At 71.0% G+C, this 21,128-nt stretch carries 20 protein-coding genes and 1 pseudogene; 8 read left to right on the forward strand and 13 right to left on the reverse strand.

Annotation, left to right across the window (positions count from 1 at the left end; genetic code table 11):
• Window positions 1–94: 94 nt before the first annotated feature.
• Window positions 95–763 (reverse strand): LysM peptidoglycan-binding domain-containing protein, encoded by a 669-nt coding sequence (locus HNQ79_RS14840; RefSeq protein WP_229923584.1) that lies wholly within the window; start codon window positions 761–763, stop codon window positions 95–97.
• 327 nt (window positions 764–1,090) lie between these two features.
• Here HNQ79_RS14840 and HNQ79_RS14845 point away from each other — a divergent pair, with 327 nt between their 5' ends.
• Both HNQ79_RS14845 and HNQ79_RS14850 read left to right on the forward strand, forming a co-directional pair.
• Window positions 1,091–1,867 carry a DUF8842 C-terminal domain-containing protein gene (locus HNQ79_RS14845; protein WP_185031014.1) on the forward strand — a complete coding sequence of 259 codons (777 nt, stop codon included), beginning with the start codon at window positions 1,091–1,093 and terminating at the stop codon, window positions 1,865–1,867.
• Between the two features lie 252 nt (window positions 1,868–2,119).
• Window positions 2,120–2,461, forward strand: coding sequence for a hypothetical protein (locus tag HNQ79_RS14850; RefSeq protein WP_221507698.1), 342 nt, complete (start codon window positions 2,120–2,122; stop codon window positions 2,459–2,461).
• 22 nt (window positions 2,462–2,483) lie between these two features.
• Here the strand turns inward: HNQ79_RS14850 and der are convergent, their stop codons facing one another.
• From der to HNQ79_RS14875, 5 genes are all read right to left on the reverse strand, one after another.
• Window positions 2,484–3,974, reverse strand: coding sequence for a ribosome biogenesis GTPase Der (gene der, locus HNQ79_RS14855; RefSeq protein WP_185031018.1), 1,491 nt, complete (start codon window positions 3,972–3,974; stop codon window positions 2,484–2,486).
• Between the two features lie 129 nt (window positions 3,975–4,103).
• Window positions 4,104–4,757, reverse strand: a complete 654-nt coding sequence (locus tag HNQ79_RS14860) for a lysophospholipid acyltransferase family protein (RefSeq protein ID WP_185031020.1) — start codon at window positions 4,755–4,757, stop codon at window positions 4,104–4,106.
• Window positions 4,754–5,461 (reverse strand): (d)CMP kinase, encoded by a 708-nt coding sequence (gene cmk, locus HNQ79_RS14865; RefSeq protein WP_185031023.1) that lies wholly within the window; start codon window positions 5,459–5,461, stop codon window positions 4,754–4,756. Before cmk ends, HNQ79_RS14860 begins: the two co-directional genes overlap by 4 nt.
• Before the next feature lie 162 nt (window positions 5,462–5,623).
• Window positions 5,624–6,709 carry a prephenate dehydrogenase gene (locus HNQ79_RS14870; RefSeq protein WP_185031025.1) on the reverse strand — a complete coding sequence of 362 codons (1,086 nt, stop codon included), beginning with the start codon at window positions 6,707–6,709 and terminating at the stop codon, window positions 5,624–5,626.
• A gap of 191 nt (window positions 6,710–6,900) precedes the next feature.
• Window positions 6,901–7,353 (reverse strand): YidB family protein, encoded by a 453-nt coding sequence (locus HNQ79_RS14875; RefSeq protein ID WP_185031027.1) that lies wholly within the window; start codon window positions 7,351–7,353, stop codon window positions 6,901–6,903.
• A 249-nt stretch (window positions 7,354–7,602) separates the two neighbouring features.
• Here HNQ79_RS14875 and HNQ79_RS14880 point away from each other — a divergent pair, with 249 nt between their 5' ends.
• The 6 genes and pseudogenes from HNQ79_RS14880 (at window position 7,603) to HNQ79_RS14905 (ending at window position 13,007) form a co-directional block, all read left to right on the forward strand.
• On the forward strand, window positions 7,603–8,181 hold the full coding sequence (locus tag HNQ79_RS14880; protein ID WP_308437349.1) for a hypothetical protein: 579 nt from the start codon (window positions 7,603–7,605) through the stop codon (window positions 8,179–8,181).
• Between the two features lie 191 nt (window positions 8,182–8,372).
• Window positions 8,373–8,970 (forward strand): annotated as a pseudogene (locus tag HNQ79_RS14885) (DUF6529 family protein).
• A 93-nt stretch (window positions 8,971–9,063) separates the two neighbouring features.
• The gene (locus HNQ79_RS14890; protein ID WP_185031029.1) at window positions 9,064–9,525 is read left to right on the forward strand and encodes a Rieske (2Fe-2S) protein; all 462 of its coding nucleotides are present in this window, start codon (window positions 9,064–9,066) and stop codon (window positions 9,523–9,525) included.
• A gap of 18 nt (window positions 9,526–9,543) precedes the next feature.
• Window positions 9,544–10,254, forward strand: coding sequence for a nucleotidyltransferase domain-containing protein (locus tag HNQ79_RS14895; RefSeq protein WP_185031031.1), 711 nt, complete (start codon window positions 9,544–9,546; stop codon window positions 10,252–10,254).
• A 27-nt stretch (window positions 10,255–10,281) separates the two neighbouring features.
• Window positions 10,282–10,740, forward strand: coding sequence for a hypothetical protein (locus HNQ79_RS14900; RefSeq protein WP_185031033.1), 459 nt, complete (start codon window positions 10,282–10,284; stop codon window positions 10,738–10,740).
• A 23-nt stretch (window positions 10,741–10,763) separates the two neighbouring features.
• Window positions 10,764–13,007 (forward strand): hypothetical protein, encoded by a 2,244-nt coding sequence (locus HNQ79_RS14905; protein ID WP_185031035.1) that lies wholly within the window; start codon window positions 10,764–10,766, stop codon window positions 13,005–13,007.
• Between the two features lie 685 nt (window positions 13,008–13,692).
• On the opposite strand, the gene HNQ79_RS14910 is transcribed toward HNQ79_RS14905, so the two are convergent.
• From HNQ79_RS14910 to HNQ79_RS33230, 7 genes are all read right to left on the reverse strand, one after another.
• Window positions 13,693–14,715 carry an ADP-ribosylglycohydrolase family protein gene (locus tag HNQ79_RS14910; protein ID WP_185031037.1) on the reverse strand — a complete coding sequence of 341 codons (1,023 nt, stop codon included), beginning with the start codon at window positions 14,713–14,715 and terminating at the stop codon, window positions 13,693–13,695.
• Window positions 14,712–15,617, reverse strand: a complete 906-nt coding sequence (locus HNQ79_RS14915) for an NUDIX hydrolase (protein WP_185031156.1) — start codon at window positions 15,615–15,617, stop codon at window positions 14,712–14,714. Before HNQ79_RS14915 ends, HNQ79_RS14910 begins: the two co-directional genes overlap by 4 nt.
• 473 nt (window positions 15,618–16,090) lie before the next feature.
• A complete protein-coding gene (locus HNQ79_RS14920; RefSeq protein WP_185031039.1) occupies window positions 16,091–17,488 on the reverse strand; it encodes a pseudouridine synthase in 1,398 nt (465 codons plus the stop codon).
• Window positions 17,488–18,099, reverse strand: coding sequence for an SMC-Scp complex subunit ScpB (gene scpB / locus HNQ79_RS14925; RefSeq protein WP_229923794.1), 612 nt, complete (start codon window positions 18,097–18,099; stop codon window positions 17,488–17,490). The genes HNQ79_RS14920 and scpB overlap by 1 nt, the downstream gene beginning before the upstream one ends.
• Complete coding sequence (locus tag HNQ79_RS14930) at window positions 18,096–19,214, reverse strand: segregation and condensation protein A (RefSeq protein ID WP_185031040.1); 1,119 nt, start codon at window positions 19,212–19,214, stop codon at window positions 18,096–18,098. Before HNQ79_RS14930 ends, scpB begins: the two co-directional genes overlap by 4 nt.
• A gap of 63 nt (window positions 19,215–19,277) precedes the next feature.
• Complete coding sequence (locus HNQ79_RS14935) at window positions 19,278–19,895, reverse strand: hypothetical protein (protein WP_185031043.1); 618 nt, start codon at window positions 19,893–19,895, stop codon at window positions 19,278–19,280.
• Window positions 19,880–20,923, reverse strand: coding sequence for a ParA family protein (locus HNQ79_RS33230; protein ID WP_433548322.1), 1,044 nt, complete (start codon window positions 20,921–20,923; stop codon window positions 19,880–19,882). Before HNQ79_RS33230 ends, HNQ79_RS14935 begins: the two co-directional genes overlap by 16 nt.
• Between the last annotated feature and the right edge of the window lie 205 nt (window positions 20,924–21,128).

A 21,128-nucleotide genomic window follows, 5' to 3' on the forward strand; every position in this document is an offset into this window, starting at 1 on the left:
GGCATGGCGTTCGAGCTGCCGCTGCGGTCCGGGGCGGCGTGCGTGGTGGGGTGGGCGAGCCCGGCGGCGGAGTGTTGCCCGCCGCCGCCCGTGCCTAGGAGCTCTTGGCCCCGCTCGGCGCGATGTCGGCCGGCGGACCGAACCGACGGCGCTCGTCGTGTCCGCCCCTCCCCCGTCCCGACCCCTCGGGGATGACCAGCCAGGTCCCGGTGACGAGGCCGTCCGGACGGGGACCGACCGCTTCCCTGTTGACCTCGTGGAGCTTCTGCCAGCCACCTCTGACCTTGTACCTGGCCGCGATGGACCAGAGCGTCTCACCCGTCTTCACGATGTGGATACGGTGGTCGGGGAGCCCGTACCGCTTCGAGCACTCGGGCCAGGCCCCCCACCCCTGGGTGCTCAGCACCTCCTCGGCGACCTTGATCTGTTCGCTACGGGTCGCCAGGTCGGCGCGGGGCGCGTAGGCGAGTCCGCCGTGCTCCTCCCAGGTCGGCTGGGCGAACTGGAGCCCGCCGTAGTAGCCGTTGCCGGTGTTGGCGGTCCAGTCGCCGCTGCTCTCGCACTCGGCGAGGCAGTTCCACGGCCACTCACTCGCCGCGCACGCGGGAGCCTCCGAGACCCCTGCGGCGGATGGCGCTCCGAGGGCGGGGCCGGAGGACGCGGCAGCGACGGAAGGGGCCGCGGAGACGGCGGGCAGCGGGGCGAGGGCGACCAGCGCGCCGAGCACCACGCAGGACAGGAAACGCAATCGAGGCTTCAGCACGCGGCCACCCCATCACCGTCACCCCGTGCGCACGCGCACGGCGCGCAGAACGCGGACGGCCCCCCACCCGGTCGGGTGACCGATCGGGCCCGCCGCGACTGCGTGCCGTCACTCGACGACGAGCCGCGGTTCCCGTTCGGCACCACCGTGCCTGCGGTGCCGAACGGGAACGCGCACGCGGGAACATGCGTACGAGAAAGCAGGCCCGGAGAGCGTGTCCGGGTCGATTCCGTTCCCTCCCGCGCGTGACTCCGGCCGCGGATCGCCCGTTGTCTTCTTGAGCTCCGGGATCCGCCCGGCGCCAGCACCCAGCTCTAGGAGCCAACCGTGTCGCGCATGCTCGACGTCAGCGACGACGTACGCGCCGAGATCGGCGACGAAGAAGCCGACCGGCTGCTCGCCGGTGAGAACGCCCCCGGCAACTACGACTGCACCTCCTGCCGCACCCCCGGCGACTCCGGCAGGGAGGCCACCTCCACCGTGCTGTTCGTCGGCGACGAGACCGCCGTTCTCGCCTTCGCGCACGCCACCTGCATCCCGTCCCAGGTCGTCCCGGTCGCCGAGGAGCAGCTCCAGGGCGCGGTCCGTTCCATCACCGCCAGCCAGGACGGCTCGGCCGGCGACGGGTCGCCCGAGCAGGCCGTGCTCGGGGTCACCAGCGGACTCGTCCTCATCGAGGGAGAGCTGCAGCCCGCGCTCGTCGTGGAGCCGACCTCCGCGGTCGCCCGGCCGGGCGCGGACGCGGGGGACGAGTTCCTGCCGCTGCTCGCCGAACAGGGCTTCCAGCCCGTCGCCGACCTGAGGGCGATGCCCGCCTCGCTGCCGGGCTGGTCCGTACTGCTCGCCGCCGGTCAGCTGCACGCCGTCCTCCAGCCCGGCGCCGCGGGCGGCACCCCGGTCGCCTGGTGGCAGGCGCACCGTCCGCTCCAGGTCACCGACTCGTGGCGGTCCGCCGCCAACAAGTCGCAGAAGGTCCTCGTCCTGGCCGCTCCGGTCGGGTCGATCGGCCAGCAGCCGCGTGAGGACCTGCTGCGCAGCGCCCTCGACAAGGCGGCGGCCGAGGGCCGGCTGGTCGCCGCGACCCTGCCGCTGGCGGGTACCTGACAGTCGTCCGCCGTCGGCGCGTCCGGCGGCGCGGGTAATCCGGAGACGGCGGGCGATCCGGCGCGGAGGATCCGGAGGCGGTAGGTGATCCGGCGCGAGGATCCGGAGGCGGTAGGTGATCCGGCGCGAGGGTGATCCGGAGGCGGTGGGTCCGGATGCACTCCGTACCCGCATCCGCGAGGCAGTGGGGTCGTTGGCACAGACGTGCACTCATACGACCCCACTCGCCCGTTCCAGAGCCAGATCCCCGCCATGCGGCCGTCCCAGGAGCCTCAGCCGCACACCTCGTACACGCCGATCTACGACGCGCTCTACTCCGAGTACCGCAGGTCCTTCCGTGCCCTGCCGGGCGACCGGAGCGGCGAGGAGGACCTCGGCTTCACGGCCTTCGGCACGGGGACGGGCCTGCAGCACGGCCATCGCGTCGGCAGCGGTCTGCCGCCGCACCCGCAGTCCGGCCAGCACCAGCACGGTCACTACGTCGCCCCGTACAGCACGTGGCAGAACCTGCACATCCAGCACGGCCAAGGGCGGCAGCACCCCGGGAACCATGTTCCCGCCGCACTGCCGCCCGGCCCCCGCAGGGGCTACTAGCACCTTTGGAGGTGCTGCCCGCCTACTTGTTGCGGCCGCGCTTCTCGCGCACCCGCACCGAGATGTGGATCGGCGTTCCCTCGAAGCCGAACTCCTCGCGCAGACGGCGCTCGACGAAGCGCCGGTAGCCGGCCTCCAGGAAGCCCGAGGCGAACAGCACGAACCGCGGCGGCTTCGCACCGGCCTGCGTACCGAACAGGATGCGGGGCTGCTTGCCGCCGCGGACCGGGTGCGGGTGGGCGGCGACGAGCTCACCGAGGAAGGCGTTGAGACGGCCGGTGGGGACGCGGGTCTCCCAGCCCTCCAGCGCCGTCTCGATCGCCGGCACCAGCTTCTCCATGTGGCGGCCGGTGAGTGCGGAGACGTTGACGCGCGGGGCCCAGGCGACCTGGCCGAGCTCCGTCTCGATCTCGCGCTCCAGGTAGTACCGGCGCTCCTCGTCGAGGGTGTCCCACTTGTTGAAGGCGAGCACCATGGCGCGTCCGGCCTCGACGGCCATCGTGATGATGCGCTGGTCCTGCACCGAGATGGACTCGCTGGCGTCGATCAGGACGACGGCGACCTCGGTCTTCTCCACCGCGGCAGCGGTGCGGAGCGAGGCGTAGTAGTCCGCGCCCTCCTGGAGGTGCACGCGGCGGCGGATGCCCGCGGTGTCGATGAACTTCCAGGTGACGCCGCCGAGCTGGATCAGCTCGTCGACCGGGTCGCGGGTGGTGCCGGCCAGCTCGTTGACGACGACGCGGTCCTCCTTGGCCACCTTGTTCAGCAGCGAGGACTTGCCGACGTTGGGACGCCCGATGAGGGCGATGCGGCGCGGGCCGCCGAGCGGGGTGCCGTTCGCGAAGGTCTGGGCGGGCGCGTCCGGCAGGGCCTCCAGGACGGCGTCGAGCATGTCGCCCGTGCCGCGCCCGTGCAGGGAGGAGACCGGGTGCGGCTCGCCGAGGCCGAGCGACCACAGGGACGCGGCGTCGGCCTCGCCGGACAGGCCGTCGACCTTGTTGGCGCACAGGACGACCGGCTTGCCGGCCTTGCGGAGCAGCCGTACGACGGCTTCGTCGGTGTCGGTGGCGCCGACCGTGGAGTCGACGACGAAGACGACGGCGTCGGCGGTCTGGATGGCGTACTCGGCCTGGGCGGCGACGGAGGCGTCGAGCCCCAGCACGTCCTGCTCCCAGCCGCCGGTGTCCATCACCTTGAAGCGGCGGCCCGCCCATTCGGCCTCGTAGGAGACGCGGTCGCGGGTGACGCCGGGCTTGTCCTGCACCACGGCCTCGCGGCGGCCGATGATGCGGTTCACCAGGGTCGACTTGCCCACATTGGGGCGGCCGACGACGGCGAGCACGGGCAGCGGCCCGGCCGACGCCTCGTCGAGGGCGCCCTCGATGTCCTCGGGGTCGAAGCCCTCCTGCGCGGCGAGCTCCATGAACTCCGCGTACTCGGCGTCGCCGAGCGCACCGTGCGAGGCGCCCTGCTCGGGTCCGTGCTCGTCGCCGGAGTGGATCTGGTCGTTCATGAAGTCCGTTCCTCAATCATCATCGATGAGCCGCGTTTCCCCGCGGCCCACTACTCAAGTCTCGCTCACCGCCACCGATGACGCTTCCCGCCCCGGCGGCCGTTCCTGCCCCCCGCTGCCGTCCTCGCCTCAGTGGCCGGTCAGCCGCCTCGCCCCCGCCAGGTGGGCGGTCAGCCGCTCCTGGATCCGAACCGTGGCGTCGTCCAGCGCCTTCCTCGTGCGCCGTCCGCTGCCGTCGCCGGCCTCGAACGGGTCGCCGAAGACGACGTCGATCCTGCTGCGCAGCGGCGGCACCGCCGATATCAGCCGGCTCCTGCTCCGCGTACTGCCGAGTACCGCGACGGGGACGATCGGCGCCCTGGACCGCAGCGCGAAGTACGCGAGCCCGGCGCGCAGCGACGCGAAGTCGCCCTCGCCGCGTGTGCCCTCCGGGAAGATTCCCAGTACACCCCCGTCGCCGAGCACGCCGAGCGCGTCGGTGATCGCGTTCCGGTCGACGCCGTGGCGGTCGACCTTCAGCTGTCCTATGCCCCGCAGGAACGGGTCGAGGGGGCCCACGAAGGCCTCCTTCTTGATGAGGAAGTGCACCGGTCTCGGCGCCGTCCCCATCAGCATCGGTCCGTCGATGCCGTGGGTGTGGTTCACGGCGAGGATGACCGGCCCGGTGGCCGGGACGCGCCAGGAACCCAGCACCCGCGGCCGCCACAGGCCGTACATCAGGCCGATGCCGATGCCCCGCCCCACGGCGGCGCCGCGCGCACTGCGCGCACTGGCGTCCGTCACTTCCCGGCCCGCTTCTCCTCGACCAGGGTGACGACGCACTCGATGACCTGGTCGAGGGTCAGGTCGGTGGTGTCGACCTCGACCGCGTCGTCCGCCTTGGCGAGCGGGGACGTCTTCCGGCCGGAGTCGGCCGCGTCCCGCTTGATCAGGGCTTCCTTGGTGGCGGCGACATCGGCGCCCTTGGTCTCGCCGCTGCGGCGGGCCGCGCGGGCCTCGGCGGAAGCGGTGAGGAAGATCTTCAGGTCCGCGCCGGGCAGCACGGTGGTGCCGATGTCACGGCCCTCGACGACGATGCCGCCCCCGGCCGCGCGGGCGATCTCGCGCTGGAGCTCGGTGATCCGCGTGCGCACCTCGGGCACGGCGCTGACCGCGCTGACCCTGGAGGTGACCTCCTGGGTGCGGATCGGGCCCGAGGCGTCCTGGCCGTCGACGGTGATGGCCGGGGCGGACGGGTCGGTGCCGGAGTCGATGACGGGCTTGGCGGAGGCGGTGGCCACGGCGGCTGCGTCCGTGACGTCCACGCCGTTGGTCAGCATCCACCAGGTGATCGCCCGGTACTGCGCGCCGGTGTCCAGGTAGCTGAGGCCGAGCTTGGCGGCGACGGCCCTGGACGTGCTGGACTTGCCCGTGCCGGAGGGGCCGTCGATGGCGACGATCACTGCGGCCGGGGCGGTCCGGGCGGCGTTTTCCACGGTGTCGGGCACCTTCCTGAGAACACGGGCTTGACGAGGCAGACCACAGTGCTGCCAACCATCTACGGTACCGGCTGAATGGCGTACCCCTTACGGGCAGGCCGGACGGCCGCCTCCGCCCTCCTCACCGCGGTCCGCCCACCACCGTCTTCCCGGCGGGCGGGCCGGCGTTTCCTACCGTCGCAGCGACCATCCGCGCTCCACCAGCGTCCGCGCCAGGGTGTCCGCCGATGCGGGTTCGACCATGAGCTGGACGAGGCCCGCCTGCTGGCCGGTCGCGTGCTCGATCCGTACGTCCTCGATATTGACCCCGGCGTGCCCGGCGTCGGCGAAGATCCGGGCCAGCTGGCCGGGCTGGTCGCTGATGAGCACCGCCACGACCTCGTACGCGGCGGGGGCCGACCCGTGCTTGCCCGGCACCCGCTCCCGTCCCGTGTTGCCCCTGCGCAGCACGTCCTCGATGCCGTCCGCGCCGCCCCGCCGCTTCGCCTCGTCCCCCGACTGGAGGGCCCGCAACGCCTGCACGGTCTCCTCCAGGTCGGCGGCAAGCCCGGACAGCACGTCCGCGACCGGCCCCGGGTTCGCCGACAGGATCTCCACCCACATCCGGGGGTCGGACGCCGCGATCCGGGTGACGTCGCGGATGCCCTGCCCGCAGAGCCGTACCGCCGTCTCGTCGGCCTCCTCGAGCCGCGCGGCGACCATGGAGGAGACGAGCTGCGGGGTGTGCGAGACGAGGGCGACCGCGCGGTCGTGCCCGTCGGCGTCCATGACGACGGGCACCGCCCGGCACAGCGCGATCAGTTCCAGCGCCAGGTTGAAGACCTCGGTGTCACTGTCGCGGGTGGGGGTCAGCACCCACGGCCGCCCCTCGAAGAGGTCGGCGCTCGCGGCGAGCGGACCGGACTTCTCCTTGCCGGCCATCGGGTGCGTACCGATGTACGGGGCGAGATCGCAGCCCAGCGCTTCCAGCTCGCGGCGCGGCCCGCCCTTGACGCTGGCCACGTCGATGTATCCGCGCGCCAGGCCGCGCCGCATCGCGTCCGCCAGGGTCCGCGCCACATGGGCGGGCGGCACGGCGACGACGGCCAGGTCGACGGGGCCCGCCGGCGCCTCGTCGGTCCCCGCGCCGAGGGCCGCCGCGGTGCTCGCGCGGTCCGGGTCGTGGTCGGCGAGGTGCACGGTGACGCCGCGCGCCGCGAGGGCGAGGGCGGCCGACGTGCCGATCAGGCCGGTGCCGATGACGAGTGCGGTTCTCACGGGAGGTCCTTGCGCAGGGCGGCGCGGGCGCCGGGTCGGAACGGTGGTGCCGGGCCGGGGGGCGGGGCGGTCGGGCGTTCCGATCAGCGTAGTGGCCGCCACCGACAACGGCTCCGGCCGCCCGTGCCGTAGTACGTGTCATGCGTACGGGGGCGTGGGCGGCCAGCCGGGCGTGCGGGACGCGCGTCGGATCAGAGCTGCTGCTGACGGACGAGGTCCTCCAAGGAGGCCGCCTGCGGGAGCGAGCCGGCCGGGGTCAGTTTGTCGACTGCTTGCGGGAGTGCCTGGGCCAGCGTGTCGGCAGCCTCCTGCGGGCTCACACCCGCCTGGTCCGCGGCCTGTTGCAGCGCGTCGTCGGGCAGCGCCCGGGCGACTTCGGCACCGCTGACGGGCTGGTTGCCGCCGGTGCCGATCCATGACTCCGCCTGCTCCCCCAGACCGGACTTCTTGAGCATGTCCAGGAGGCCGTCGAGCGGGCTGCCGCCCTGCGTTCCGCCACTGCCGCTACTGCCGCCGAGAGCGCCGAGGAGTGCGCCGAGGATGTTTCCCGCGCCGCCGGAACCGGAGCCGCCGGCACTGCCGCTGCCGCTGCCGCTGCCGCCCAGGAGGCCGCCGAGGAGACTGCCGAGGTCGTTGCCCGCCATGGTCCAGCCTTTCGAGAAGGTGCGAAGAGGGCCGGGAGCCGAGACTCGAACGGCCCGAGGACCAGGTCCAGTCACGGACGCCGGACTCGATCAATCTCGCCCAGCCGCAGTCACCCCGCCACTCAGGCGGTCATTGAGGTGCTTGGGGAGCGCGCGCTCCGGCCCGTCCTGGCTATGGACGCGCCGACTCCGGGTCCGCTTGCATGGTGGGTCCGGCGCCGCCTATCCGGCGCACTGGGGAGGCCCTCCTTGAAACGCTCCGGTCCCCTCTGCACGCTCCTGGCGGGGCTGCTCCTCGCCGCCTTCATGCTGTCGCTCAATGCGACGACAGGAACGAATACTCCGGGTTACGCGAGCGGCGGCACGCCCTCCGCCCCACCGGCCCCCTCCACGCCGCCCGCCTCCTCCGCCTCACAGATCCCTACGGACCCGCCGTCCTCGTCCGGCACTCCGACGCCCTTTCCCACCCCTGCCCCCTCCGGGCCGACGACGTCCGTCCCGGCCTCCGAGACCGTCTACGCGGGCCGTACCACCGACGGGTCCGCCGCGCTCTCCGTCTCCGTGCGCGACGGCAAAGCGGTGGCGTACTACTGCGACGGCCGTACCCGTGAGTCCTGGCTGAAGGGCGTCGTCAAGGAGGACGGCAGCATGCGCCTGACCGGCAGGAACGGCGCCGGACTCGAAGCCTCCACCCGTGCGGGAACGCTCATCGGCACGGTCGAAGCCACCGACCGGGAGCAGGACTTCACGCTCGCCAGGACGACGAAGCCGTCCGGCCTCTACCGTGCGACCTCGCGGGTACGCGGCGCCGAGGTCGACGGCGGGTAGATCGTCCTCCCGAACGGCCGCCAGGTCGGCATCCTCACCCGCGACGGCAGGCGCGCCGCCGCCCCCGGTCTCGACCCGGCCACCGGAACCGTGCTGGTCGGCGACACCCGGCTCGTCGCCCGTGCGGTCGTCCCGTAACGGGACCCGCTCCTGTGCCCCGTCCCACCACCCAGGGAGTGAGTGACCCCGCCATGAGCAACGTCGACCCCAACGCCCCGACCATGTCGTTCCCCTCCCCCGCGCACAGCCACGGCCGCCCCGGGCCCGCCCGCTGGACCGTCCCGGTACTGGTGGCCGCCGCGGTCGCGGTCGCACTCGGGGCGTACGGGCGGATCCACGACCCGGCCGGCACGGCGTTCAACCTGGCCGGGTTCAGCAGCACGGGCGCGGTGAAGTCGTGGCTGGCGACCGCGGCCTTCGCGTTCGCGCTGGCCCAGGTCGTGTCCGCCCTCGCGCTGTACGGCCGCCTGCCGGGCGTCCGTACAGCGCCCTGGATGTCCGCCACCCACCGCTGGTCCGGCGGGATCGCCTTCCTGCTCGCGGTCCCCGTCGCCGTGCACTGCCTCTACGGTCTCGGCTTCCAGTCCTTCGGCAGCCGCGTGATGTGGCACTCTCTGGCGGGTTGCTTCTTCTTCGGCGCGTTCAAGGGCGAAGATGCTGCTGCTGCGGGCGGAGCGACTGCCCGGGTGGCTGCTGCCGGTCGTCGGCGGCCTGGTCCTCACCGTCCTTGCGGTGGCCTGGCTGACGTCCGCCCTGTGGTTCTTCCGCACCTTCGGCGTCACCACGTAACCCGGTGAACGCGCGCCCCCCGCCGCACGTACACCTCCTCGCACCGGTACTCGCAAGCGCACTCGCACTCGCACTCGCAAGGGAGCTCACCCCATGACCCACCCCACCCACCGGCGGACGGTCCTGACCGCGGCGGCCGGGACGGCGGCCGCGCTGGTCACCGGCTGCAGCAAGTACGGCGACGACAGCGGGGGCGCGGGCGACGCCGACGACAACCCTCCGGCTCCGTCCGGCGCTTCCGCTCCGACCGGCCAACAGGACCCGAAGCCCGCCCCGTTGGCAGCCACCTCCGACATCCCGGTGGGCGGCGGCAAGGTCTTCAAGGAGCAGAGGGTGGTCGTCACCCAGCCGGAGGCGGGCAGCTTCAAGGCGTTCGCCTCGACCTGCACCCACCAGGGATGCGACGTGGCGTCCGTGTCCGACGGGACCATCAACTGCCCTTGTCACGGCAGCAGGTTCCGCGTGGCGGATGCCTCGGTGGCGGGCGGTCCGGCGACCCAGCCCCTTCCTCCCCGTGCGATCACGGTGGAAAGCGGCTCGATCCGGCTGGCCTGACCGGCAACAATCCCTTCCATGCCCCCGTCGCCCGCGCAGCCCGATCTCGTCCGTGACCACAGCATCTACTCCTGCGTGATGGGTTCCCGCGCGTTCGGCCTGGCGACGGAGGACAGCGACACGGACGTGCGCGGCGTCTTCGTCGCCCCCACGCCCCTCTTCTGGTGCTTCGACAAGCCCCCCACGCACGTGGAGGGTCCCGCCCCCGAACAGTTCTCCTGGGAACTGGAACGCTTCTGCGCCCTCGCCCTGCGCGCCAACCCCAACGTTCTGGAGGTCCTGCACTCCCCGCTCCCCCTCCACACGGACGCCCGCGGCGACGAACTCCTCGCGCTGCGCACCGCGTTCCTCTCCCGGCGCGTCCACGCGACCTTCGTCGGGTACGCGGAAAGCCAGCGCCGCAGGATCGACGCGGACGTACGCCGGTACGGCGCTCCGCGGTGGAAGCACGCCATGCACCTGCTCCGCCTCCTCACGAGCTGCGTCGCCCTTCTCCGTACGGGTGAATTGACGACCGACGTGGGCGACGCCCGCGACGACCTCCTCCGCGTCAAGCGGGGCGAGATCCCCTGGCAGCACATCGAAAACCGGTTGAGCCGCCTCATCACGGCGGCGACCGAGGCCGCATCCGGCAGCCCGCTGCCGCTCCTCCCCGACCACGCCCGGGTGGAAGACTTCCTGATCCGTACCCGCCGCAACTCGGCGTCGGCGTACGGGACCTCCCCGTAGGAAGCGCTTGGCCGGAAGGACCCGTCGGTGGCCTGGAACGAGTGGGAAAGCCTGAAGTCGGCCAAGGCCGCCGCCTCGCCCGGCGGCGGGGGCAGTGGCGGGGGCGGCGGGGCCCGGGGTGACCTGGTGGCTCACCAGGACGATCTGGGGGCGGTCGGCCACGAGGCCTTCGTCCTCCACCGCGCACTGTCCCGACAGGCCGACATCTCGGGGGCGGGCCTCGACAGGTCCGGTGCCTGCTCGACCTCGCAGGCGGCGGTCTCCCTCAAGAGCCACCACTTCGCGATGGGTCCGGCCCTGGGGACGACGGTCACCGTCTGGACCGCCCAGTTGAAGCACCTCCTCCAGGCCTGCGCACACATCTCCAACCACCTTGACCACACGAAGGCTTCCCACGCCCAGGACGACGCCAAGGTCAGAACGAAGATCCGGGGCATCGTCGCCCCCGACACCCCCGTCTCTCGCCTCACCGAGTACTTCAAGTAGGGCCGGGACGGACGGGACCGGCCATGAGCGCCCTCACCCACGCCGACGTCGCCGACGTCGACCTCACCCGGCTCGGCAGCGCGGTGGCCGACTGGAAACGCACGGCCGCCCACCTCAAGGCCCTCTCCGCCCAAGCCCGCACCGGCCTCCTCGCCAAGTCGGAACGGGCCCGCTGGGAAGGCGTCAACGCGGCCGTCACCCGTGACTTCATTCGCAGGACGACAAAGGAATTCGCCGACGCCCTCGCGGAAGCGCAGAGCATCGTGAAGGTCATCGAGGACGCCCACCTGGAACTCGTCAAGATCCAGAAGGCGGTACGTCACATCCGCGAGGTGGAGGGTCCGAAGCTGGGCCTGAACCTGACCGTGCAGAACGACTGGGCGAACCTCCAGTACCGACCGGGCACCTTCGACAAGGCGGTCCCGCGCACGACCCAGCCGCACGACGAAGCGGCCGTCCAGGCGCTGCACAGCCGCCTGTCCGTCCTCGTCGCGCACGCCGCCGAAATCGACGCCTCGGTGGCCCGCGCACTGAGCGGGTCGCACGGCAACGACGCGACCCACTTCGGCCACCGCGCATACGGCTCCCTGGACGACGCACAACAGGAACGCGCCCTGGAACTGGCCCGGTCCGGCCCAAGCATGACCGAGGACCAGTACGCCGAGTTCAACAGCATCATGAAGTTCAACGCGAAGGACGCGGACTTCTCGACCGCCTTCTACCGGGGACTCGGCGGCCCGAAGCAAGCACTGGACTTCTACGCCCGGATGTCCTTGCACGGCACGGAGGGTGACGACCCGACACGTCTGGCTCAGGTCCAGGAACTGCAACGCAGCATGGGCACCGCCCTCGCCTCGGCCACCGACCCTGACAACAAGCCCCATCTGCCCACAAGCTGGGGCCCGGAATTCCGGAAACTGGGAACCCAGCCCATCGAATACGACCCCCTCGCCTCCAACCGACCCTACGGCTACCAAATCCTGGGCGGCCTCCTCCGCTACGGCGACTACGACCCGCGCTTCATCAGCCCCATCGCCGAGGACATCCTCCGCCTGCACAAGGAGGACCCCAACCGATTCATGGAAAACAGACCGTACGCCCCGAACGACCCGGACTACGGCTTCAACCCCTCGGGCCGCACGGGCGCAGGCTACGACCCGCTGACCAGCGTGCTGGAGGGGCTGGGCCACAGCCCGGAGGCAGCCAAGCAATTCTTCGCGGACGGGGAGCATTTGGCGGAATTGACGAGCAACGAATTCGAGTGGGCCGCAGACACTCTCGACAGGTCGACCGACGACGAGGCACTGGAAGACGCCCGAAAGGGCGGCCCCGACGCCTTGGGCCACGCACTGGAAGCGGCAACGACAGGCCACCCCTGGGACGACGTACGACCCGGGCTGCACCGGGACGAGGGGACGGCAGCCATTATGAAGAAGGTAATCGACTTGTACAGTCCCACGTCGGAGGTGAAGCCGCACGAGGAGATGATGGACAGTTTGGGTCGAATGGGGGCTGCGTATATCGACGACTTGAATTATTCGTCGGATAATTTCGGCGGATCAGGAAGGGAAATGGGAAGAGAAGAACGCTACGCCTACAGTAGCGATGGATCTAAGCGAACAGATTTCGACCTGATGAAGGTGAGGAATTTCATGACATTGGTGGCGAGAAGCGAAGAGGGTTACAAGAGCCTCTCGACGGCGCAGGAGTTTTTTACGGCAAGCGGACTGGCTGCATTCCGGAAGGATCACATGAACGGTAGTGAGATCGCAAGCACCTCGGCAGAAATGCATGGAATCATCGACGGGGCACGATCGACTCAGATTCGCGCAGACGCTAGAGAGTTGGGAGACAACGAAAATCTCAAGTTGGAGCAACAGGGCGCTTGGCGTCAATTCGGAGTGAGCACGTGCGTCGAGGTGGCAGTGGGAGCGGGAAGCACCCTTGTCGCTGGCCCAGCCGCCGGAGTCATCGCGTCCCAAGCGGTTCCCATGCTTCTGGAAGCAGGCGGCGCAGCCGTAAATACGGCTTACGGGAACTCGATGCTCGAGTACTTGAAGGCGAATGAGGCTGATCACAGCGCAACAGCCGTTGAGCAAAGCCAGCACATCGAAACAGTAGGAACCAAAGCTGCCTGGCGCCCCATTGAACGTTATATGGATACGAGTGGCATGCCGACCGACCAACGACTGATCCTCCGCGATCGAGTCAACAATGCGTACGATCGCGGAATGGGAAAGACGGATGCCGCAGAGAAAGCGTCGTAGCCAGTGAGGCATAGACGAACCGGCGTCGCCTTCTACATCCTAGCCGCGGCAATCGCGCTTACTATCTCCTGCTCCGAGCAAACTCCTTCTCGAAGCGGCCCTCCCGCCGGATGGAGTACATGCAATGAACTACTCGGCGCGAAAAACGTCGATGCCGTACACACACGGATGACTGGTGGGACAGTCCAATACTTCAACCGGGCCATAACCCCCCAGGATCTCACTAAATCCCTGACAAAGGATGCACGGGCGTGGACACCACGCATCTCCCCCGGCTCTGCGGGGAGTGATTACATCCCGTGCCAGCTAGTTCTTGCCGAGAAGCGCCAACACTTCACAGCCCGGGTGGGATGGTCGTTTCTGCCCATGTCGGCAATCACCTCAGGTGACCCGCAATTCGGCTGGCGTCACTCTGCGGGCGACGTTTATTCATCCCGTATGCCGGGAACTACGGCGTCGCGCTTCGCACTCGCCTGTCAGATTCCAAAGGCCCACGAGAAACAAGCTTCGGGCCTCCCTCTCTGGGTGTGGATCGACGCACAGAACATTCCTGACTTTGACGGAGAACTTCGCGAGAACCTAGCTTCCACGTTGGCACGCACCATGAGCCGCGAGCTGGGATGCATGAACGGCCCCGAAGTCCCCGCTCAACTCCCCAGTTGAAAGCTGCAGCCACTCGCACCCCCTACACACCCCCATCCCACCCCACCCCCAACCCCTCCAACTCCCCCCGATACTCCACCCGCTCCACCCACTCCCCCGGCCAAGCCGCAACCCCCAGGTGAGCGCCGGCGAAGGCCCCCGTGAGGCAGGCGATGGAGTCCGAGTCGCCCCGGGTGCACGCGGCCCTGCGCAGGGCCGTGACCGGGTCCTCCGGGAACATCAGGAAGCACAGCAGCCCCGTTGCCAACGCCTCCTCCGCGACCCACCCGACGCCCGTCGCCAGACACGGGTCCGTTTCCGATGTGAGCGACGGGTCGCGCAGGACCGCCTCCAGCCGTTCCAGGACGGCCAGGCACTCGTCCCACCCCCGGGCGATGAAGTGCGCGGGGGTGGGGTCGTCCGCGTAGGTCCACAGGTCGCCCAGCCACCGCTCGTCGTACCTCGTCCGGCTCTCCAGCCCGTACGAGCGCAAGCGACCGACCAAGCCGGCCGGTTCCGCCCCCTGGGCGAGCAGGTGGACGGCCCTGGCCGTCAGGTCGCTCGCCGCCAGTCCCGTCGGGTGCCCGTGTGTCAGCGCCGCCTGCAACTGTGCGGCGCCCGCCCGCTGCCGCTCGTCCAGCCCCGGCGCCAGCCCCACCGGCGCCACCCGCATGTTCGCCCCGCACCCCTTCGAGCCGATCTGCGAGGCCTTCTGCCAGGGCAGGTCGCTGTCCAGCAGTCGACAGGCGACCAGGCAGGTCCGTCCGGGCGCGCGGTCGTTGTCCGGCGAGTGGTACCAGTTCACGAACTCCTCCCGCACCGGCCTCTCCAGGCTCCGCGGCACCAGCGGCCCGCGCTCCATCGCGGTCCACAGCCCCCGCCCCAGCGCCAGGGTCATCTGCGTGTCGTCGCTCACGCGCGCCTTCGGTGGCAGTTCCATCTCGCGCCAGGGCCCGTGCTCGGCGAGGATGGACGGCACGTTGTCGAACTCCGTCGGGAAGCCGAGCGCGTCCCCCAGGGCGAGCCCGATGAGCGAACCGGTGGCTGCCTGCTTCGTACGCATCATGCGGGAGGTCCTTCCCCAGGCCGTTCAACGGACGGCTGCCCTTCCGGCAGCTCTGCGGATACTTCTGCGGGCACGCGCACATCGCCGGGTGCCTGCGCGGATGTCGGCCCAGGTGGCTGCACGGGCGGCTGCGCCTCCACGGCGGCTCCCGCAGACACATCGGCCACCGGCCGCAGCAACGGCGGATGCAGGACAGCCGCTCCCCCCGCCCGGTACAGCGCCGCCGGCTTGCCGCGCCCCCCGGTACGCCTGGGTGCCCCGCCCACCGGCTCCACGAATCCCCCCGTAGCCAGTACTTTCCGTCGGAAGTTCGGCCGGTCCAGCGTGACGCCCCACACCGTCTCGTACACCTGCTGAAGCTCACCCAGTGTGAACTCGGTCGGGCAGAACTCCGTCGCGAGCGTCGTGTATTCCAGCTTGTCGCCGATCCGCCGCCGCGCGTCGGCGAGGATCCGACCGTGGTCGAAGGCGAGGCGGAGGGCAGGCTCCGGATGCTCTCCGAGGCGCACCCATTGGGCCTCGGCCGCGTCTCCGCCCCCGCGTGGCTCCGGCAGATCCGGCACGAGCGCGGCGAACGCCACCGATACGACCCGCATCCGGGGGTCCCGGTCCGGCTCGCTGTACGTGCGCAGCTGCTCCAGGTGCAGTCCCGCCGCGGCCGACTCCGAGAGCCCGGTCTCCTCGGCGAGTTCACGCAGCGCGGCCCGTTCCGCCGACTCCCTGGGCAGGACGAAACCGCCGGGCAGCGCCCACGCCCCCTCGAAGGGCGCCTGTCCGCGCCGTACCAGCAGGACGTGCAGTCGAGCATCCCGGACGGTGAAGACGGCGAGATCGACGGTGACCGCGAAGGGTTCGAATGCTTTCGGGTCGTAACCCGGTGGGACGTCTCCGCCGTATGAAATGTCGTTTCCTGTCACTTGGCCGCCTCCGCACCGCGCACGCACTCGCACCCTTTCGCAGCGCGGCCAAGGCTGCGGCGACCTCGCCGGGCCTCACCGCACCGCCGGGCCCGGTCGGATGGGGCGTGGATACCGCACCGGCAGTCCGCGGCCTGGTCCACCCCCGTGGGCCCAGGCCGCGGACTTCCGTACACCGCAGGAGCGGTGAGGACGATCCGCAGCGCCGCGGGCTGTCCTACGGCGAGTTGCGTGTACGGCCTGCCCGCACCGGTCTCCGGCATCTCCCGCCCCCTCCATATAGTCAGGTTGACTATAAATGAAGTGCTGTCGGCGCACAAGGGCAGGAGATCCCAGGCCCGCACCTACGAGGCCGGACGCAAAAAAGCCCGGGGCCGGTCCCTGCATGAGCAGGGACCGACCCCGGGCACATCCCGCCCCCGAGATCCGGGACGGGTGGGACAGCCGGACGGGCGGGCCTAGAGGCCGACTTCCTTCATGAGCATGCCGACCTCGGTGTTGGTGAGGCGGCGCAGCCAGCCGGACTTCTGGTCGCCCAGGGCGATCGGCCCGAAGGACGTGCGGACCAGGCGCTCCACCGGGAAGCCCGCTTCGGCCAGCATGCGGCGGACGATGTGCTTGCGGCCCTCGTGGAGGGTCACCTCGACGAGGTAGTTCTTGCCGGTGTTCTCGACGACCCGGAAGTGGTCGGCGCGCGCGTAGCCGTCCTCCAGCTCGATGCCGTCCTTCAGCCGTTTGCCGATGTCGCGCGGCAGCGGCCCCTGGATGGCGGCGAGGTACGTCTTCTTCACGCCGTACTTGGGGTGGGTCAGCCGGTGGGCCAGCTCGCCGTGGTTGGTGAGCAGGATGATGCCCTCGGTCTCGGTGTCGAGACGGCCGACGTGGAACAGCCGCGTCTCGCGGTTGTTCACGTAGTCGTTGAGGTTCTGGCGGCCGTCCGGGTCGCCCATCGTCGCGACGACGCCCGCGGGCTTGTTCAGCGCGAAGAACAGGTGCGACTGGGCGGCGACGGTGAGGCCGTCGACCTTGATCTCGTCCTTGTGCGGGTCGACGCGCCGGCCCTGCTCGGTGACGATCTCGCCGTTCACCTCGACGCGGGACTGCTCGATGAGCTCCTCGCACGCGCGGCGCGAACCCATGCCGGCCCGGGCGAGGATCTTCTGCAGACGCTCGCCCTCCTGCTCGGCACCCGGGAAGGTCTTCTCGATCTTGATGTCGGGCTTGCCCGCGTAGCGGTCCCGGTTGCGCTGCTCGATCTTGGCGTCGAGCTCGCGGGGGCGGGAGGCGCCGGCGTTGTAGTTGCCGCGTCGACCGGGCTTCTGCGGGGTCTTCGGGGACTTCGGTCCGCCCTTGGCACCGCCGCGGGCGGAGTCGCCGCGGCCGCTGCGGGGGCCCTCGTGGGTGGCGGAGGGGCCGACGTCGTAACGGCGCTCCTCCGGACGGGGCCGGCGCGGCCGCTGCTCGCGCTCGTCGTCGCGGGAGTCGCGCGGGGCGCCGAAGCCGCCCTCGCGTCCGCCACCGGACGTACCGCGCCCGCCGCCGAAGCCCTCACGGCCACCGCTGCCGCCACGACCGGCCCCGGCGCCGCCACGGCCACCCGCGCCGCCCCGGCCGCCGCCGGAGCCGCTGAAGCCCCCGTCGCGCCCGCCGCCGGACCCGCCGAAGCCGGAGCCCCCGCGCCCGCCGCCGGAGCCGCCTCGTCCGCCGCCCGCCGCGCCCGAGCCGGAGCCCGCACCGCGTCCGCCGCCGCCCGCGCCGCCGCGCCCGCCGCTCGCAGGGCCGCCGCGTCCGTTACCCGCACCCCGCTGGTTCCGGTCGTTGCCGCTGCTGCCGCTGTTCCTGCCGTTGCTTCGCATCAAAAATCCGTCTTGTCGTCGTCTGCGTCGGTGTCCGGGGCGTCCGGATCGAACGACGGCACACCCTCTTGCGTCTCGGACTCGATCGCGTCCGCCTCTGGGAGGAAGGGAGCGAGCTCCGGGAGCTCGTCCAGGCCTCGCAGGCCCATCCGCTCCAGAAAGTAGTTCGTCGTCCTGTACAGGATCGCACCTGTTTCGGGTTCCGTGCCCGCCTCCGCCACCAGACCCCTCTGGAGGAGGGTCCGCATGACCCCGTCGCAGTTGACTCCCCGTACGGCCGAAACCCGCGACCGGGGCACCGGCTGCCGGTAGGCGACGACCGCCAGGGTCTCCAGTGCCGCCTGGGTGAGCCGGGCCTGCTGCCCGTCCAGTACGAAGGCCTCGACGGCGTCCGCGTACCGGGCCCGCGAGTAGAACCGCCAGCCGCCCGCCACCAGTCGCAGCTCGAATCCGCGCCCCTGGCCGGTGTACTCGTCGGCCAGCTCGCGCAGGGCGTCGGTGACCTCCCGTTCCGTGGCGTCCAGGACTCTGGCGAGGTGCGCCGCCGAAGCGGGTTCGTCGACGACCATCAGGACCGCCTCCAGGGAACCTCTCAGGTCCTGCTCGCTCACTCCTTCTCCTCCACGTTCTTCTCCGTCACGTTCTTCTCCGTCACGTGATCGAATTCGTCCGTGACGACGGGATCGGTGGTCCCGCTGCCCGTCCAGGTCACGGTCAGCTCCCCCAGTGCCTCCTCCTGGTCCAGCTCGACGGCCTTCTCCCGGTACAGCTCCAGAAGGGCGAGGAAGCGGGCGACGACGGTGAGGGTGTCCGGTGCGTCTTGCACGAGTTCCTGAAAACTCGCCGCGCCCCGCTCGCGCAGCAGCTCCACCACGGCCCCGGCCTGCTCCTGCACGGACACCAGGGGGGCGTGGATGTGGTCGACGTAGACCTGGGGCTGCGGCCTGGGCTGCATGGCCTTCACTGCCAGTTCCGCGAAGCCCTGGGCGCCGATGGTGATGACCACCTCGGGCAGCAGCTCGGCGAGCTGTTCCTCAAGGCCCACGGTGCGCGGGTGGCGCCGCCCCTCGCTCTGCCGGCGCTCCTCGAAGATCGCGGCGATCCTCTTGTACGCCCGGTACTGGAGCAGCCGGGCGAACAGCAGGTCGCGGGCTTCGAGCAGCGCCAGGTCCGCCTCGTCCTCGACCTCGGCGGTGGGCAGCAGCCGGGCGCACTTCAGATCGAGCAGGGTGGCGGCGACGACGAGGAACTCGGTCGTCTGGTCGAGGTCCCAGTCGGCCCCCATGGCGCGGATGTGGGCCATGAACTCGTCGGTGACCTCCGACAGGGCGACCTCGGTGACGTCCAGCTTGTGCTTGGCGATCAGCTGGAGGAGCAGGTCGAAGGGCCCCTCGAAGTTCGCCAGCCGGACAGTGAACCTGCCGTCGGACGGCTCGGGCGGCGGCTCTCCGGTGGCCCCGGACGACGGCCCTTCGGAAGGTTCGCCCGGCGCCTCTTCGGAGGCCCCGGACCGCGCCTCTCCGGAAACCGCCCCGGACTGCGCCTCGCCGCCGGATCCCCCGGACGCGGCCTCTTCGGGAGTCCTCACGGTCGGCTCCCCGGCCGCGGCGCCCGTGTCCCCCGCGGCACCCTCCGCCCCCGGCCCACGCCCCAGCGGGCGGCGGGACGAGGGGCGGCCCGGTGCGTCGTCTTCAGGAGTGGGGGCGGGAACTGCGGGCGGCGTCAAGGAGGGTCCTGGGTACGGGCGGAACACGGTGGAGGGGCAGCCGCGAGGCTACCGCCGCACCGGTCAGCGCCCGCGCAGGCGCCGTACGAGGATGCTCGCGTCGCCGCGCGACTCCAGATCGGCGAGTACGACGGCGACCGCCTCCCGGACGATCCGTCCCCGGTCCACGGCCAGGCCGTGCTCGCCGCGCAGCACCAGGCGCGCGTGCTCCAGGTCCATGAGTTCCTCGGCGGAGACGTAGACGGTGATCTTCTCGTCGTGCCGCTCGCGGCCGCTGGGCCGCCGGTTGGCACCGCGTCCGCCCCGGCGGCGTGGCTGGGCCCCGGTGGGGGCCGGGACGGCGTTACGCGGCGCTCCAGGGGCCTCCTGGCTCCTGCCCGCGGCGGCCTTGGCCGTGGCCGCGGTGGCACCGGCGGTTGCAGGACCGGAGGTCCCTGCCGGCGCGGCGCCCTCGCCCTCCGTTCCCCTGGTCCGCTGCTGTCCGGCGTCGGCCGCGGCGCCGTGTCCGGCGCCCTCACCGCTTCCGTCGGCGGGACCCTGGGCCGCGGGTTCGCCCGCGGGCGCCGGTACCCTGGCCGGCTCGCCGTTGGCGCCGGACCTGCGGTTGGAGGACTGGAGCCCCATACCCCCGGTCGTGCGGAACAGTTCGTCGGCCCCCGGCAGACTCACTCGGCGTGACACCGGGCGAGCACCTCCCTGGCGAGCTGGCGGTAGGCGGCGGCGCCCACGGAGTTCGAGGCGTAGGTGGTGATGGGCTCACCGGCGACCGTGGTCTCCGGGAAGCGCACCGTCCGGCCGATCACCGTGTGGTAGACGTGATCGTCGAACGCCTCCACCACGCGCGCGAGGACCTCGCGGCTGTGCACCGTGCGGGAGTCGTACATCGTGGCGAGGATGCCGTCGAGCTCCAGGTCCGGGTTGAGCCGCTCCTGGACCTTCTCGATGGTCTCGGTGAGGAGCGCCACACCGCGCAGCGCGAAGAACTCGCACTCCAGCGGCACGATCACCTTGTGCGCGGCGGTCAGCGCGTTCACGGTGAGCAGGCCGAGCGAGGGCTGGCAGTCGATCACGATGTAGTCGTAGTCGTTCATCAGCGGCTTGAGGGCCCGCTGGAGGGTCGACTCGCGCGCGACCTCGCTGACCAGCTGCACCTCGGCGGCCGAGAGGTCGATGTTGCTGGGCAGCAGGTCCATGTTGGGAACGGCCGTCTTCAGCAGCACCTCGTCGGCCGACATGCCCCGCTCCATGAGCAGGTTGTAGACCGTGAGGTCTAGCTCCATCGGGTTCACCCCGAGGCCGACCGACAGGGCTCCCTGCGGGTCGAAGTCGACGAGCAGGACACGGCGTCCGTACTCGGCGAGGGCGGCGCCCAGGTTGATGGTCGAGGTCGTCTTGCCGACCCCGCCCTTCTGGTTGCACATCGCGATGATCTTGGCCGGGCCGTGATCGGTCAGCGGTCCGGGGATCGGGAAGTACGGCAGCGGCCGTCCGGTCGGGCCGATCCGCTCGCGGCGCTGGCGGGCAGCGTCGGGGGCGAGGGTGGCCGCGTACTCGGGGTCGGGCTCGTACTCGGCGTCGGGATCGTAGAAGTGCCCCTGGGGGACCTCGTCGAAGTCGGCGAAGCCGGTGGTGGACTTATCGCCACTCTGGTCGCCGGCCATGGCGTTCACGTGTAGGCCGTCCATGCTCTGGTGGGATGTCGTCGTCATGTGCTGGTGGGTGGCGAAGGTGCGGACCGCGACCGAGCCGACAGCTTCGAGCCCTGTAGGGCTCTGGCCCTGCGCAGGCGTCCCCGGTTGACCACCTCCGGGAGTAAATGTCGACTCATTCACAAGTCGTCTTACCTCCTTGGGACGTGACCAGGAAACTTATCGATAGGTCAGCGTGGCACCATGCCGACGGTCGCCGACTCTA

It is taken from the genome of Streptomyces candidus (assembly GCF_014207445.1).
GTDB lineage: Bacteria > Actinomycetota > Actinomycetes > Streptomycetales > Streptomycetaceae > Streptomyces > Streptomyces candidus.

What these genes read in the sequence shown, in the direction of transcription:
- HNQ79_RS14910 (WP_185031037.1), bottom strand. Translation starts at nt 14,715, where the DNA reads ATGATGCGTACGAAGCAGGCAGCCACCGGTTCGCTCATCGGGCTCGCC.
- HNQ79_RS33230 (WP_433548322.1), bottom strand. Translation starts at nt 20,923, where the DNA reads ATGACGACGACATCCCACCAGAGCATGGACGGCCTACACGTGAACGCC.
- der (WP_185031018.1), bottom strand. Translation starts at nt 3,974, where the DNA reads ATGAACGACCAGATCCACTCCGGCGACGAGCACGGACCCGAGCAGGGC.
- HNQ79_RS14905 (WP_185031035.1), top strand. Translation starts at nt 10,764, where the DNA reads ATGAGCGCCCTCACCCACGCCGACGTCGCCGACGTCGACCTCACCCGG.
- HNQ79_RS14850 (WP_221507698.1), top strand. Translation starts at nt 2,120, where the DNA reads ATGCGGCCGTCCCAGGAGCCTCAGCCGCACACCTCGTACACGCCGATC.
- HNQ79_RS14920 (WP_185031039.1), bottom strand. Translation starts at nt 17,488, where the DNA reads ATGCGAAGCAACGGCAGGAACAGCGGCAGCAGCGGCAACGACCGGAAC.
- HNQ79_RS14875 (WP_185031027.1), bottom strand. Translation starts at nt 7,353, where the DNA reads ATGGCGGGCAACGACCTCGGCAGTCTCCTCGGCGGCCTCCTGGGCGGC.
- HNQ79_RS14890 (WP_185031029.1), top strand. Translation starts at nt 9,064, where the DNA reads ATGACCCACCCCACCCACCGGCGGACGGTCCTGACCGCGGCGGCCGGG.
- HNQ79_RS14895 (WP_185031031.1), top strand. Translation starts at nt 9,544, where the DNA reads ATGCCCCCGTCGCCCGCGCAGCCCGATCTCGTCCGTGACCACAGCATC.